The following is a 14,122-nucleotide window of genomic DNA, read 5'->3' as shown; positions in this document are numbered from 1 at the left end:
AGAACGCCGCAGACGAACGGGAGCCCCACCGAACATGGACGCCAGCCTCTGGGACCGGATCGCCGGGACCCAGTCCGACCCGCAGGAGTGGGTGGTGATCGCCGCCGGCGTCCTCGCCCTCGCCGCGATCGTCCCGCACACCGTGTGGCGCCTGTCCCGCAACGCGATCACGATCGCCCACGAGGGCGGCCACGGCCTGGTCGCGCTTCTCATGGGCCGCCGCCTCGACGGCATCCGGCTGCACTCGGACACCAGCGGCCTCACGGTCAGCCGGGGCAAGCCGACCGGCATCGGCATGGTCCTGACGGCGGCCGCGGGCTACACGGCCCCGCCGCTGCTCGGCCTCGGCGGCGCCGCGCTGCTCGGCGAGGGGCACATCACCCTGCTGCTCTGGCTGGCGACGGCCCTGCTGATCGTGATGCTGGTGATGATCAGGAACGCGTACGGGGTGCTCACGGTCGTGGTCACCGGCGGCACGTTCCTGCTGGTGTCCTGGCTGACGGGCCCGCAGGTGCAGGCGGCGTTCGCGTACGTGGTGGTGTGGTTCCTGCTGCTCGGCGGGGTGCGCCCGGCGTTCGAGCTGCAGTCCAAGCGGCGCCGCGGCGGGGCCGGGGACTCGGACGCGGACCAGCTCTCACGGCTCACGCACGTACCGGCGGCGATGTGGTTCTTCTTCTTCCACGCGGTGTCGCTGTGCTCGCTGCTCGGCGGCGGTCGCTGGCTGCTCGGCCTGTGAACAGGTGGGTCCGCGCGGGCCCACTAAAGTAAAGGCATGACGTCGAACCCCGCGCACACCGCCCTGTGGCCCGCCCCTCTCGCGAGCGGAGCCGTCGACGCGACGGTCCAGGTGCCGGGGTCCAAATCCGTCACCAACCGCGCGCTGGTGCTGGCCGCGCTCGCCGCCGAGCCGGGCTGGCTGCGCCGCCCGCTGCGCTCGCGCGACACCGTGCTGATGGCGGGCGCCCTGCGCGCCATGGGCGTCGGCATCGAGGAGGGCGTCGGCCCGGACGGTTCCGGTGAGGCCTGGCGGGTCATCCCCGGGCGCCTCCACGGCCCGGCCACGGTCGACGTGGGCAACGCGGGCACGGTCATGCGCTTCCTGCCCCCGGTCGCCACGCTCGCCGACGGGCCGATCCGCTTCGACGGCGACCCGCGTTCGTACGAGCGTCCGCTGCACGGTGTGATCGACGCGCTGCGCGCGCTCGGCGCCCGGATCGAGGACGAGGGGCGCGGGGCGCTGCCGCTCACCGTGCAGGGCGGCGGGGCCCTCGACGGCGGCACGGTCGAGATCGACGCGTCGTCGTCCTCCCAGTTCGTCTCCGCGCTGCTGCTGTCGGCCCCGCGCTTCAACCAGGGCGTGGAGGTCCGGCACACCGGTTCGACGCTGCCGTCGATGCCGCACATCCGGATGACGGTGGACATGCTGCGCGCGGTCGGCGCCCAGGTCGACACCCCGGAGTCGGGCGGCGAGGCGAACGTGTGGCGGGTCACGCCGGGCGCGCTGCTCGGCCGGGACATCACGATCGAGCCGGACCTGTCGAACGCGCAGCCGTTCCTGGCGGCGGCCCTGATCACCGGCGGCAAGGTCACGATCCCCGACTGGCCCGCGCACACCACGCAGCCCGGCGACGCGCTGCGCGACATCTTCACGCAGATGGGCGGGTCCTGCGAACTGACCGCGCGGGGTCTGGAGTTCACCGGCTCGGGCACGATCCACGGCATCGACGTGGACCTGGGCGAGGTCGGCGAGCTGACCCCGGGCATCGCGGCGGTCGCCGCGCTGGCCGACGGCCCGTCCACGCTGCGCGGCGTCGCCCACCTGCGCCTGCACGAGACGGACCGCCTGGCCGCGCTCACCAAGGAGATCAACGAGCTGGGCGGTGACGTCACCGAGACCGCCGACGGCCTGCACATCCGCCCGCGCCGGCTGCACGGCGGCATCTTCCACACGTACGACGACCACCGCATGGCGACGGCGGGCGCGATCATCGGCCTGGCCGTGGAAGGGGTGCAGATCGAGAACGTGGCGACGACCGCGAAGACGCTGCCCGACTTCCCCGACATGTGGACCGCCATGCTCGGGTCGGACGGCCTCGGGGCGTAGGGAACACCGCGATGCGCCGCTACGGCAAGCACACCGACGAGGACGACATCCGCCAGCGCCCCAACCGCAAGGGGAACCGGCCGCGGACGAACATCCGGCCCAAGCACGAGGACGCGGCCGAGGGCATGGTCCTCACCGTGGACCGGGGGCGGCTCACCGTCCTCATCGACGACATCCCCGTGACCGCGATGAAGGCCCGTGAGCTGGGCCGCAAGGCCGCGGTCGTCGGGGACCGGGTCTCGGTCGTCGGCGATCTGTCCGGCAAGAAGGACACGCTCGCGCGCATCGTGCGCATCGAGAAGCGCAGTTCGGTGCTGCGCCGCACCGCGGACGACGACGACCCGTACGAGCGCGTCGTCGTGGCCAACGCGGACCAGCTCGCCATCGTCACCGCGCTCGCCGACCCCGAGCCGCGCCCGCGCATGATCGACCGCTGCCTCGTGGCGGCGTACGACGGCGGCCTGACGCCGCTGCTCGTCCTGACCAAGTCCGACCTGGCCCCGCCGGACAAGATGCTCGACCTGTACGGGGACCTGGACATCCCGTACGTGGTGACGAGCCGCGCCGAGCTGGAGGACGGGACCGCCGTGGAGCGGGTGCGCGAGCAGCTCGACGGGAAGGTGACGGCGTTCGTCGGGCACTCCGGCGTGGGCAAGACGACGCTGGTCAACGCGCTGGTGCCGGACGACCGGCGGCGTACGACGGGTCATGTCAACGCGGTCACGGGCCGCGGCCGGCACACCACGACCTCGGCGCTCGCGCTGCCGCTGTCGGGCGACGCGGGCTGGGTGGTCGACACTCCGGGCGTGCGGTCGTTCGGTCTGCACCATGTGGACCCCTCGCGCGTCATCCACGCGTTCCCGGATCTGGAGCCCGGCACGGAGAACTGCCCGCGCGCGTGCAGCCACGACGAGCCGGACTGCGCGCTCGACGCGTGGGTGGAGGCGGGGCACGCCGATCCCGCGCGGCTGTACTCGCTGCGCCGGCTGCTCGCGACGCGCGAGCGCCGCGAGGGCGACTGACCTCGCCGTTGTTTGCCGCCCGACCCGACCGGTAAAGGCATAATCCCCGTACGGGATCGGTCGCCGTACCGGATCAGCGGGACACGGGAGGAAGACTCACATGGCGTGGCTGCTGGTCATCGTGGCGGGGATCCTGGAGACCGGTTTCGCCGTGTGCCTCAAGCTCTCGCACGGCTTCACACGGCTGTGGCCGACGGTCGCGTTCGCCTCGTTCGCGCTGGGCAGCTTCGGTCTGCTGACGCTCTCCCTGAAGAAGCTCGACGTGGGGCCCGCGTACGCCGTCTGGACGGGCATCGGCGCGGCGGGCACGGCGATCTACGGGATGGTCTTCCTCGGCGACGTCGTCTCCACGCTCAAGATCGTGTCCATCAGCCTCGTCATCGCGGGGGTCATCGGCCTCCAGCTCTCGGGCTCGGCGCACTGATCCCCGTCCCGGGGAGCTTCAGGCCACTCGGAAGCGCAGCAGGCGGGCCAGGTCCCCCTCGCCCGCCGGTGCCACCACCCACGACAGCGCGACCCGCACGGCGAGCTCGCACTCACCGGCGGGTCTGCCGAGCACGGTCGCGGCCCGATCCCGTACGGCGGCGACGAGATCGGCGGGGCCCGGCAGCGGGCCGTCGGCGCGGCGCTGCGCGGGGACCCCGGAGAGGTGCGGTGCGGCGGCGAGGTCGACCGCGGGCAGCCGCTCGCTCCAGCAGCCGGTGAGCACGGCCCGCGTCAGGGGACTGCGCCGGGCCGCCTCGGAGGTCCATGCGGCGAGCGCCTCGAAGCCGCCCTCGCGCAGCGCCCGGTCGGCGCCGGCGAGGTACAGGTCGGTCTCGCGCCGCACCAGGGCGCGGGCCAGGCCGTCCTTGCCGCCGAACTCGTTGTAGAGGGTCTGGCGCGACACCGAGGCGGCGGCCGCGACGTCCACCATCCGTATCGCCGACCAGGGCCGCCGCCCGAGCGCCGCGCAGGCCGCGTCCAACAGTGATTCCCGGGCTGTGGGCATCGTTCGCCTCCCCGGGGCCGCCGGGTCCGTACGGTTCGTTTCGCCAGAGTTGACGGGCTTGTCCGCCCTGTCAAGGGGTTGCGTCCCCATATGTCAGGTACGGGCAGGGGGCGAGCGCACGTGCGGACCGGGCGCTGTGGCCGGGGGTGCACCACGATCGATACTGTGCACTCATGCCCGACTACCTCGATGATCTGCGTCTCGCCCACGTCCTCGCCGACGTCGCCGACGCCGCGACGATGGACCGGTTCAAGGCTCTCGACCTGAAGGTGGAGACCAAGCCGGACATGACGCCGGTGAGCGAGGCCGACAAGGCCGCCGAGGAGCTGATCCGCGGCAATCTCCAGCGGGCCAGGCCGCGCGACGCGGTCCTCGGCGAGGAGTACGGCATCGAGGGCACGGGTCCGCGGCGCTGGGTGATCGACCCGATCGACGGCACCAAGAACTACGTGCGCGGCGTCCCGGTGTGGGCGACGCTGATCTCCCTGATGGAGGCCGGCGAGGGCGGCTACCAGCCGGTCGTCGGTGTCGTGTCGGCTCCCGCGCTCGGCCGCCGCTGGTGGGCGGCGAAGGGCGCGGGCGCATACACGGGCCGCAGTCTGACCTCGGCGTCCCGGCTGCACGTGTCGAAGGTGGGCCGCATGGCCGACGCCTCGTTCGCGTACTCCTCGCTGTCGGGCTGGGAGGAGCAGGGCCGGCTCAACGGCTTCCTGGACCTGACCCGCACGGTGTGGCGCACGCGCGGCTACGGCGACTTCTGGCCGTACATGATGGTCGCCGAGGGCTCGGTGGACCTGTGCGCGGAGCCGGAGCTCTCGCTGTGGGACATGGCGGCGAACGCGATCATCGTGACCGAGGCGGGCGGCTCGTTCACCGGCCTCGACGGCCGTCCGGGCCCGCACAGCGGCAACGCGGCGGCGTCGAACGGACTGCTCCACGACGAGATGCTCAGCTACCTGCGCTGAGCCGGTCCCGCTCCCCGCGCGCCCGAAGTCGCTTCCCGCGCCCCCTTGTTGACTCCCCCTTTACCTGCCACATTGAGAGTTCCCCCACTTGTGAACTTGTGAATCGCTTCTCGTGGCCGCCCCGGACCCCGGTCGGCGGCGCGGGGGCGGTGCCACAGGTGGCTCACACAGGAAGGCGGCTCTCTTCATGCTCGTCCGTGACGCCATGAGCACGATGGTCCTCACCATCGGCCCCACCCACACCCTGCGCCAGGCGGCCCGGCTGATGTCCGCGCGCCGCGTCGGCGCCGCCGTGGTCCTCGATCCCGACGGCTGCGGCATCGGCATCCTCACCGAGCGCGACGTCCTCAACTCCCTCGGCCTCGACCAGAATCCCGACCACGAGACCGCGGGCACCCACACCACCACCGACGTCGTCTTCGCCACTCCGGCGTGGACCCTGGAGGAGGCCGCCGAGGCGATGGCACACGGCGGATTCCGGCATCTGATCGTGCTCGACGGACGGGAGCCGGTCGGCATCGTGTCCGTCCGCGACATCATCCGCTGCTGGGCCCCGGCCCGGCGCCTGGCCCACGACCCCGTCTGACCCAAAGGGCCCCTGCCCAGCGGCACGGCGGCACGACGGCACGACGGCACGACGGCACGACAAAGAGGGCCGGCTCCCCGTGGGGAACCGGCCCTCCCGTCTCTCGGCGGGCGCCCGGGGGTTCAGCCGCGAAGGGCCATGACCACGGCCTTCACCGGGCGCCTGCCGAAGCGTTCACCCCCGCGGGGGCGGCGCGGAGGCGGCGATCAGACCTCGAACCGGTCCAGGTCCATGACCTTGGTCCAGGCCGCCACGAAGTCCTTCACGAACTTCTCCTTGGCGTCGTCGCTCGCGTAGACCTCGGCGACGGCGCGCAGCTCCGAGTTGGAACCGAAGACCAGGTCGGCGCGGGTGCCGGTCCACTTGACCGCACCGGAGGCGTCGCGGCCCTCGAACTCGTCCTGCGCCTCGGACGTGGACTTCCACTGGGTGTCGAGGTCGAGCAGGTTGACGAAGAAGTCGTTCGTCAGCGTGCCCGGGCGCTCCGTGAAGACGCCGTGCTTCGACTGCCCGTGGTTGGCCCCCAGGACGCGCAGGCCGCCGACGAGGACGGTCAGCTCGGGAGCGCTCAGGGTGAGCAGGTTCGCCTTGTCGAGCAGCAGGAACTCGGCGGGCAGGCGGTTGCCCTTGCCCACGTAGTTGCGGAAGCCGTCGGCGGTGGGCTCGAGCGCGGAGAAGGACTCCACGTCCGTCTGCTCCTGCGTCGCGTCGACACGGCCCGGCGTGAAACCGGCCTCGACCTCGACGCCGCCGTCCTTGGCCGCCTTCTCGACGGCCGCGGTGCCCGCGAGCACGATCAGGTCGGCCAGGGAGACCTGCTTGCCGCCCTTGGCGTTGAACGCCTGCTGGATGCCCTCGAGCTTGCTGAGGACCTGGGACAGCTCGTTCGGGTTGTTGACCTCCCAGTTGCGCTGCGGCTCCAGGCGGATGCGGGCGCCGTTGGCACCGCCGCGCTTGTCGCTGCCGCGGAAGGAGGACGCCGAGGCCCAGGCGGTGGAGACCAGCTGCGCGACCGAGAGACCGGAGCCGAGCACCTCCTCCTTGAGCGCGGCGATCTCGGCGGCGCCGAGCAGCTCGCCCTCGCGCGCCGGCAGCGGGTCCTGCCACAGCAGCACCTCGGAGGGAACCTCCGGGCCCAGGTAGCGGACGACCGGACCCATGTCACGGTGCGTCAGCTTGTACCAGGCGCGGGCGAAGGCGTCCGCGAACTGCTCCGGGTTCTCGTAGAAGCGGCGCGAGATCGGCCCGTAGATCGGGTCGAAGCGCAGCGAGAGGTCCGTGGTGAGCATCGTCGGGAGGTGCTTCTTCGACGGGTCGAAGGCGTCCGGGACGGTCGCCTCGGCGTCCTTGGCCACCCACTGGTTGGCGCCGGCCGGGCTCTGGGTGAGCTCGTACTCGTACTCGAAGAGGTTCTTGAAGAACCCGTTGCTCCACTGGGTCGGGGTGGTGGTCCAGGTGACCTCCAGGCCGGACGTGATCGCGTCCTTGCCGACACCGGTGCCGTAGCTGCTCTTCCAGCCGAGGCCCAGCTGCTCCATGGGGGCGGCCTCGGGGTCGGCGGCCACCGCGTCGGCCGGGCCGGCGCCGTGGGTCTTGCCGAAGGTGTGACCACCGGCGATCAGGGCGACGGTCTCCTCGTCGTTCATCGCCATGCGGCGGAACGTCTCGCGGATGTCGCGGGCGGCGGCGATCGGGTCCGGGTTCCCGTTCGGCCCCTCGGGGTTCACGTAGATGAGACCCATCTGGACCGCGGCGAGCGGGTTCTCCAGCTCACGGTCGCCCGTGTAGCGCTCGTCGCCGAGCCACTCGGTCTCGGGGCCCCAGTAGACGTCCTCGTCCGGCTCCCACTCGTCCACACGGCCGCCGGCGAAGCCGAAGGTCTTGAAGCCCATCGTCTCCAGCGCCACGTTGCCCGTGAGGATCATGAGGTCGGCCCACGAGATGGCCTTGCCGTACTTCTTCTTGACCGGCCACAGCAGACGGCGGGCCTTGTCCAGGGACGCGTTGTCCGGCCAGCTGTTCAGCGGCGCGAAGCGCTGCTGACCGGCACCGGCGCCACCGCGGCCGTCGCTGATGCGGTACGTGCCGGCGCTGTGCCAGGCCATACGGATCATCAGCGGGCCGTAGTTGCCGAAGTCGGCCGGCCACCAGTCCTGGGAGGTGGTGAGCACCTCGGCGATGTCCCGCTTGACGGCCGGGAGGTCCAGGGCCTTGAACGCCTCTGCGTAGTCGAAGTCCTCACCCAGCGGGTTCGCCACCGCGGGGTTCTTGGCGAGGATCTTCAGATTGAGCCGCTCCGGCCACCACTGGCGGTTTCCGCCGCCCTGGGTCGGGTGGGCCGCTCGCCCGTGCGCAACGGGGCAACCACCCGTGCCCTCAGTCTTCGGGTCGGTCACGATCGCTTCATGGTTCTCGGACATTGCGGGCCCTTCCGGAGTTGTCCTGTCGCTTGGCCTGAGCCGAGGTTGATCCTACAATGGACAATGTCTAAGTCAAGCAATACTCCAAGGTTACGCCCGTTCGGGACCTGGTCCCCCGACTGTTAGGCTGGTCTACATGAGTGACCTGTTGGAACGACTGCGCGGACGCGGCTGGCGGATGACCGCGCAGCGGCGCGTCGTGGCCGAGGTCCTCGACGGGGATCACGTGCATCTGACGGCCGACGAGGTGCACTCGCGCGCCGTCGCCAAGCTGCCCGAGATCTCGCGTGCCACGGTCTATAACACCCTGGGCGAGATGGTTTCGCTCGGCGAGGTCATCGAGGTCGCCACGGACAAGCGCGCGAAGCGCTACGACCCGAACGCGCACCGCCCCCATCAGCACCTGGTCTGCGCCCAGTGCGGCCAGATCCGCGACGTCCACCCCAGCGGGAACCCCCTGACCGACCTCCCCGACTCGGAGCGCTTCGGCTTCACGATCTCGGACGTAGAGGTCACCTACCGAGGCCTGTGCCCGTCCTGCGCAACGGCGTAACACTCCACCAGAAAGGGCCCGCACCAACAGGTGCGGGCCTTTTTTGACGCCCTCCGCGAGGGCCACGAGGCCCCACCGACCAGCGACTCCACCGCGGAGCGCGACCACCGTCCCCCTGGGGGCGCACGAAGTGCGCCCTTCACGGGCGCGGGGCTGTACCCGATCAGCGGCTCCGCCGCGGGGCGCGGCCACCGGCCCCCCTGAGGGGCGCACGAAGTGCGCCTTCAGGGGCGCGGGGAACTGCGCGACCAGCCACGACGGCGCGGCACCCGGAATCAAACCGATCCCCCAACGGCGCGACCACCCCACACCCCCACACACGCACCCCCTTCCATAATCTGACACCCCGTCATATTCTCGCGGGCGCCCACCACAATCCAGCCGCACCCCCGGAGGGCCCCGTGCAACACAAACTCCGCGCCCGAGAACTGACCCGCACCTTCGGCGAGACCCGAGCCCTGGGCCCCGTGGACCTCCAACTGACCCCCGGAGAGTTCGTCTGCGTCGTAGGCCCGTCAGGCTGCGGCAAGTCCACCCTGCTCCGGATAGCCGCCGGCCTGACCCGCCCCTCCACCGGCACCCTGGAGATCAGCACCTCCAGCCCCCGCCCAGCCGCGATGATCTTCCAGGACTACGGCATCTACGACTGGAAGACCGTTCTGGCCAACGTCCGCTTCGGCCTGGACATCCAGAAGGTCCCGCGCCGCGAGGCGAACACCCGGGCCCGCGACTGGCTCACCCGCATGGGCCTCGCCGACTTCGCCGACGCCTATCCCTCCGCGCTGTCCGGCGGCATGCGCCAGCGCGTCGCGATCGCCCGCGCCCTGGCCGTGGAGCCGGAGATCCTGCTCATGGACGAGCCGTTCGCCGCGCTGGACGCCCAGCTGCGCACGATCCTCCAGGACGAGCTGCTCGCCCTCACCCAGTCCACCCGCACCACCACGCTGTTCATCACGCACAGCCTGGAGGAGGCGATCGTGCTCGGCGACCGCGTCCTGGTGATGTCGGCGCGGCCGGGCCGGGTGATCGCCGAGCGCCGCCCGCCGTTCGCCCGCCCGCGCACCGGCGACATCCGCAGCGCCCCGGAGTTCACCGCCCTGAAGGGCGAGCTCTGGGACCTGCTGCGCGGCGAGGTGTCCCAGGAGCAGCACACCTCGGCGGTGCCCGCATGACGACGACCGTCCCCGAGAAGGACGACACCGCCGGCCTCCTGGTCCGCGCCCCGGGCCCCCGCGAACTCCACCCGGCCCGCACCCGTCGCCGCCGCCGCGCCCTGGAGCTCTCCCTCGCCGTGGCGGTACCGCTCGCCCTGGTCCTGCTCTGGCAGCTCGCGGCGACGCAGGAGTGGATCGACGCCCGCGTGTACCCGGCCCCGTCCACGATCCTGGCCGACGGCTGGGACCGGGCCGCGCAGGGCGAGCTGTGGCCCGACGTGTGGGCCACCCTGAAGCGCGTCCTCGCGGGCTATGTGATCGGCACGGTCTCCGGCTATCTCCTCGGCCTCCTCATGGGTTCGGTCGCCCTGGTCAGGGCCGCGCTCGAACCTCTCCTCGACGCCCTGTACGTGGTGCCCAAGCTGGCCCTGCTGCCGGTCTTCCTGAACATGTTCGGGCTGGGCGAGGGCCCGCAGGTCGCGCTCGTCGCGGCGACGGTGTTCTTCTTCGTCTGGATCTCGACGATGGCGGCGGTCGTCGCCGTCCCCGCCGGACACCGGGACGCGGGCCAGGTCTTCGGCGCGTCCTCCTGGCAGATGTTCCGCCACGTCCTGCTGCCCGCCTCGCTGCCCGCCGTCCTGGTGGGCGCGCGGATCGCGGCGGGCGTCGCGGTCCTCGTCATCGTCGCCTCGGAGCAGATCGCGGCGACGAACGGTCTCGGTCATCTCATCTTCGACGCGCGCGCCCTCTTCCAGAACGACGTCATGTTCGTCGGCATCGTCTGCGTGGCCGTGCTCGGCGTCGTCTTCTCCGAACTGGTCCGTCTCGCCGGCCGCCTGCTCACCCCGTGGGCCCCGCGCGACCGAGGCCGCGGCCAGTCGTGACGCCGAAGTCGTGACGCCGTCCGCCCCCTGAGTCCCTTCCCGGTTACGTGTTACGTATGACGCTGTACGGAGGCTCCCCTTGCGCACGCGCTCCCTCGCACTGCCCCTGCTGCTCACCGGCGCCCTGCTGGCCGGCACGGCGGCCTGCGCCAAGAACGACACCGCGTCCGACGCGGCAGCGAAACCCCGCACCATCAAGGCGGTCGCGGGCTGCGGCAAGGCCGGCTGGACCGACCCCGCCGACCGCGCACCGGACCGGAAACCGGCCCGCTGCTCCCCCGGCTCCCCCGCCCCGGTCAAGCTCGCCAAGACCCGCAAGCTGACCATCGCGACGGGCACCCTGGCCGCCGAGTACGTGGCCCCGCTCGAAATGGCCGTCAAGAAGGGCGAGTTCGAGAAGGAGGGCCTGGACGTCACCTTGAAGGTGCTGCCCACGCCCGACGCGCTGCCCCTGCTCGCCAAGGGCGACATCGACGCCCAGTGGGCGGCCCCCGAGGCCGCGGTCATGAACGGCATCCTGGGCGGCTTCGACATCAAGTGGGTCGCCGGGAACTTCTCCCCCGACCCCGCCTCCAAGAGCGGCCTGTGGGTGCGCCTCAAGAAGGGCGAGAGCGCGGACCACGTCACCATGGCCGGCCGCAAGCTCGGCACGATGATCGGCAAGGGCTCCGTCATCTCGTACCCGATGAACACGGCCCTGAAGAAGCACGGCGGCGGCCTCGACAAGATCCAGTTCCAGCAGCTCGGCTCGGCGGACGTGCTGACCGCGCTGCAGAACGGCGGCGTCGACTCGGCCTGGCTGCTCGACCCGGTGTGGCGCAAGATCGACGGCGACCAGCGCTTCGCCTTCCTCGGCGGCCAGCCGCAGGGTGAGCCGCTGGGCGGCCTCCTCTACGGTCCGAAGCTCCTCAAGGACGACCCCGACGCGGGCGTCGCCCTGCTGCGCGCGTACATCCGCACGGTCAGCACGTACTTCCCGGGCGACTACAAGAAGGACCCCGCGTTCGTGAAGGAGCTCGCGGACCTGCTCAAGATCGACAAGGGCGTCCTGGAGTCGACCCCGTCGCTGCGCATGGACTGGGAGATCAGGTCCGGCTCGACCGACCGGCTGCAGGCCGCGTACAAGGCGGCGGGCGTCTCCGAGGGCGATCCACTGCCCGAGTCGCGGACGGTGGACCGCAAGCTCTACGAGGAGGCCGTGGGGCACAGGTCCTGACCGGCCCCGTACATGCGCCGAGGCCCGGAGCTCAATGGCTCCGGGCCTCGGACTTTCAGTAGCGGGGACAGGATTTGAACCTGCGACCTCTGGGTTATGAGCCCAGCGAGCTACCGAGCTGCTCCACCCCGCGTCGGTGAACCCAACCTTACGGGATGCCCCCGACCAGCGCAAATTCCTTTCAGCAGCCCCCGCACAGCCTCTGCGTGACCCCCGCGCAGGCCTTGCGGCGTCTACGCGGAGAGCTCCTGGCGCAGCGCGTCGCGCAGTCGCGCGGCCCGCTCGGCGACCTCCGCCGGGCCGAGCTCCACGGCCCGCGAGGCCCACTTCTGGCCCTCGACGAGGTCGCCGCGGCGGGTGCGCAGCAGGGCGAGCCGGAGCGCGGCCCGGCCGTGCCCGGCGTCCGCGGCGCGGCGCCACCACAGGGCGGCCTCCGGCTCGCTGCCCTCGCGCGCGAGCAGCAGGCCCAGGTTGAAGGCGCCGTTGCGGGACCCCGCCTCGGCGGCCTCGCGGTACCAGCGCGCCGCCTCCACGACGTCCCCGCGCGCGGCGGCGAGCATGCCGACCCGCACCTGGGCGCGCCGGTGCCCGTGCTCGGCGGCCCGCTCGTACCACTCCTCGCACTCGCTGCGCTGGATCACGGGCTCGCCCAGCTCGTGCCGGGTCTCCGGCGGGCGCCGCACGTCGAGCAGCGAGGCGAGCCGGTACGCCGCCTCCGGGCTGCCGCCGCCGGCCGCGCACCGCAGATGCCGCTCGGCACCCTGCTCGTCGCCGTCACGCAGCCGGGCGATGCCGGCCTGCAGCGCGGCCTCGGTGTGCCCGCCGGCGGCGGCCCGCTCGTACCAGTCCAGCGCCTTGGCCTCGGCCTCCTCGCCGGTGCGACCCGCGTAGAGGATGCCGAGGTTGAAGGCCGCGTCGACGCTTCCGGACTCGGCGGCCTTGGAGAACCAGGGCTCGGCGCCGGTCGCGTCGCCGTGCTGGAGGAGCAGCACCGCCAGCGCGTTGGCCGCCTCGCGGTGGCCCGCGTAGGCGGCGCGGCGGTACCAGCTCTCGGCCTGCTGCGTGCGCTTCTGCTCGGCGCACAGCAGCCCCAGGTTGTACGCGCCGTTGTTGTCGCCCGCGTCCATGGCGGCGCGGTACCAGCGCTCGGCGGTCTGTGTCTCGCCGCGCTGGGCGTGCAGGGCGCCCAGGGCGTTCGCCGCGTTCCCGTCGCCGTCCTGGGCGGCGCGCAGCCACCACACGGCAGCGCTCTCCTCGTCGCCCGCGTCGCGCAGCAGGAAGGCGAGGGCGCACGCGGCGCGCGGCTCGCCGTCCTTCGCGGACGTCAGGTACCAGCGGCCGGCCTCCTTGAGGTCGCCGCGCTTCTCCAGGATGGAGCCGAGGTGCAGGGCGGCCCTGCGGTGTCCGCGCGCGGCGGCCTGGCGGTACCACTGCTCGGCCTCGGCCGCGGGCGTGCGCTCCTCCTCGGCCGCAAGGACGCCCGCGGCGCCCTTGCGGTCGAGGGCGCGCGCGAGCCGGTAGGCGGCCTCGCGGTGCCCGCGCTCGGCGGCGACCCGCATCCAGCGCTCGGCGCCGACGTCGGTGCGGTGCTCCAGGAGGTCGGCGAGGGCGTACGCGCCCAGGGTGTGGCCCTGTTCGGCGGACTGGCGCAGCCAGTACTCGGCGGCGGGCTCGTCGCCGCGCTCGCGGTGGTGGCGGCCGAGCGCGTGGGCGGCCGGGGCGGATCCGGCGACGGCGGCGATGCGCCACCAGCCGGCGGCCTCCTCCGCGTAGCCCCGCTGGTGGAGCAGGACGCCCAGGTTGTTGGCGGCGGCCCGGTCGCCCTCGCCGGTGGCGGCGCGCAGCAGGGGCTCCGCTCCGTCGAGGTCTCCGCGGCGCAGCAGCATCGCGCCGAGGACGCTCATCGCCTCGACGTCGCCGGCCTCCGCGGCCAGCCGTCGGCGTGCTTCTTCTGCGGCCTCAGCCGGCTCCCCCATGTCCTCGGGACCGGAAGGCTGCACAAACCGCCCTGTCTCCAACAGAGTTGCCTTGTCCCCCATAACGTCCATCGTCGCACCACCTGCAACCTGGGTACACCTGGAATACCGCAGCCCGTGAGGTCACTTCAGCGTTTTGTCGACATGCCCACAGAGAGATAAGTGAAACACAGTTTTGCCAACTGGCCCCGGGCGACGCAGCCTTCGCACAGTCTTCGCACATGCCAGCGGCTCTTGACGTCCTGGGTCAT

13 protein-coding genes and 1 tRNA gene are annotated in these 14,122 nt (G+C 72.1%); 10 read left to right on the top strand and 4 right to left on the bottom strand.

Annotated elements, in window-relative coordinates:
* The first annotated feature begins 34 nt into the window (after positions 1 to 34).
* The 4 genes from ACZ4E1_RS24220 (at position 35) to ACZ4E1_RS24205 (ending at position 3,550) form a co-directional block, all read left to right on the top strand.
* A complete protein-coding gene (locus tag ACZ4E1_RS24220) occupies positions 35 to 736 on the top strand; it encodes a M50 family metallopeptidase (RefSeq protein WP_467542438.1) in 702 nt (233 codons plus the stop codon).
* Positions 737 to 772: 36 nt separating this feature from the next.
* On the top strand, positions 773 to 2,104 hold the full coding sequence (gene aroA / locus ACZ4E1_RS24215) for a 3-phosphoshikimate 1-carboxyvinyltransferase (RefSeq protein ID WP_467542436.1): 1,332 nt from the start codon (positions 773 to 775) through the stop codon (positions 2,102 to 2,104).
* An 11-nt stretch (positions 2,105 to 2,115) separates the two neighbouring features.
* Positions 2,116 to 3,126, top strand: coding sequence for a ribosome small subunit-dependent GTPase A (gene rsgA, locus ACZ4E1_RS24210; protein ID WP_467542434.1), 1,011 nt, complete (start codon positions 2,116 to 2,118; stop codon positions 3,124 to 3,126).
* A 100-nt stretch (positions 3,127 to 3,226) separates the two neighbouring features.
* Positions 3,227 to 3,550, top strand: a complete 324-nt coding sequence (locus ACZ4E1_RS24205) for a DMT family transporter (RefSeq protein ID WP_188336959.1) — start codon at positions 3,227 to 3,229, stop codon at positions 3,548 to 3,550.
* Positions 3,551 to 3,568: 18 nt separating this feature from the next.
* Here ACZ4E1_RS24205 and ACZ4E1_RS24200 read toward each other — a convergent pair whose 3' ends face one another.
* Positions 3,569 to 4,117, bottom strand: coding sequence for a TetR/AcrR family transcriptional regulator (locus ACZ4E1_RS24200; RefSeq protein WP_467542432.1), 549 nt, complete (start codon positions 4,115 to 4,117; stop codon positions 3,569 to 3,571).
* A gap of 173 nt (positions 4,118 to 4,290) precedes the next feature.
* Between ACZ4E1_RS24200 and hisN the strand changes: the two genes are divergently transcribed.
* The gene (gene hisN / locus ACZ4E1_RS24195) at positions 4,291 to 5,082 is read left to right on the top strand and encodes a histidinol-phosphatase (RefSeq protein WP_467542430.1); all 792 of its coding nucleotides are present in this window, start codon (positions 4,291 to 4,293) and stop codon (positions 5,080 to 5,082) included.
* A 187-nt stretch (positions 5,083 to 5,269) separates the two neighbouring features.
* Complete coding sequence (locus ACZ4E1_RS24190) at positions 5,270 to 5,668, top strand: CBS domain-containing protein (protein WP_467542428.1); 399 nt, start codon at positions 5,270 to 5,272, stop codon at positions 5,666 to 5,668.
* 206 nt (positions 5,669 to 5,874) lie between these two features.
* Here ACZ4E1_RS24190 and katG read toward each other — a convergent pair whose 3' ends face one another.
* Entirely contained in the window at positions 5,875 to 8,088 is a 2,214-nt protein-coding gene (gene katG, locus ACZ4E1_RS24185; RefSeq protein WP_467542426.1) for a catalase/peroxidase HPI, read from the bottom strand.
* A gap of 136 nt (positions 8,089 to 8,224) precedes the next feature.
* Between katG and ACZ4E1_RS24180 the strand changes: the two genes are divergently transcribed.
* From ACZ4E1_RS24180 to ACZ4E1_RS24165, 4 genes are all read left to right on the top strand, one after another.
* Entirely contained in the window at positions 8,225 to 8,641 is a 417-nt protein-coding gene (locus ACZ4E1_RS24180; RefSeq protein WP_188336964.1) for a Fur family transcriptional regulator, read from the top strand.
* Between the two features lie 401 nt (positions 8,642 to 9,042).
* The gene (locus ACZ4E1_RS24175) at positions 9,043 to 9,813 is read left to right on the top strand and encodes an ABC transporter ATP-binding protein (RefSeq protein ID WP_467542423.1); all 771 of its coding nucleotides are present in this window, start codon (positions 9,043 to 9,045) and stop codon (positions 9,811 to 9,813) included.
* The gene (locus tag ACZ4E1_RS24170; RefSeq protein ID WP_467542421.1) at positions 9,810 to 10,679 is read left to right on the top strand and encodes an ABC transporter permease; all 870 of its coding nucleotides are present in this window, start codon (positions 9,810 to 9,812) and stop codon (positions 10,677 to 10,679) included. Before ACZ4E1_RS24175 ends, ACZ4E1_RS24170 begins: the two co-directional genes overlap by 4 nt.
* A gap of 79 nt (positions 10,680 to 10,758) precedes the next feature.
* Positions 10,759 to 11,895, top strand: a complete 1,137-nt coding sequence (locus ACZ4E1_RS24165; RefSeq protein ID WP_467542419.1) for an ABC transporter substrate-binding protein — start codon at positions 10,759 to 10,761, stop codon at positions 11,893 to 11,895.
* 59 nt (positions 11,896 to 11,954) lie between these two features.
* Here ACZ4E1_RS24165 and ACZ4E1_RS24160 read toward each other — a convergent pair.
* Positions 11,955 to 12,028 (bottom strand) — tRNA-Met (locus ACZ4E1_RS24160).
* A gap of 100 nt (positions 12,029 to 12,128) precedes the next feature.
* A complete protein-coding gene (locus ACZ4E1_RS24155) occupies positions 12,129 to 13,943 on the bottom strand; it encodes a tetratricopeptide repeat protein (protein WP_467542417.1) in 1,815 nt (604 codons plus the stop codon).
* Between the last annotated feature and the right edge of the window lie 179 nt (positions 13,944 to 14,122).

The organism is Streptomyces sp. NPDC025806 (assembly GCF_055558275.1).
This window is presented reverse-complemented; position numbering and strand designations above follow the sequence as displayed.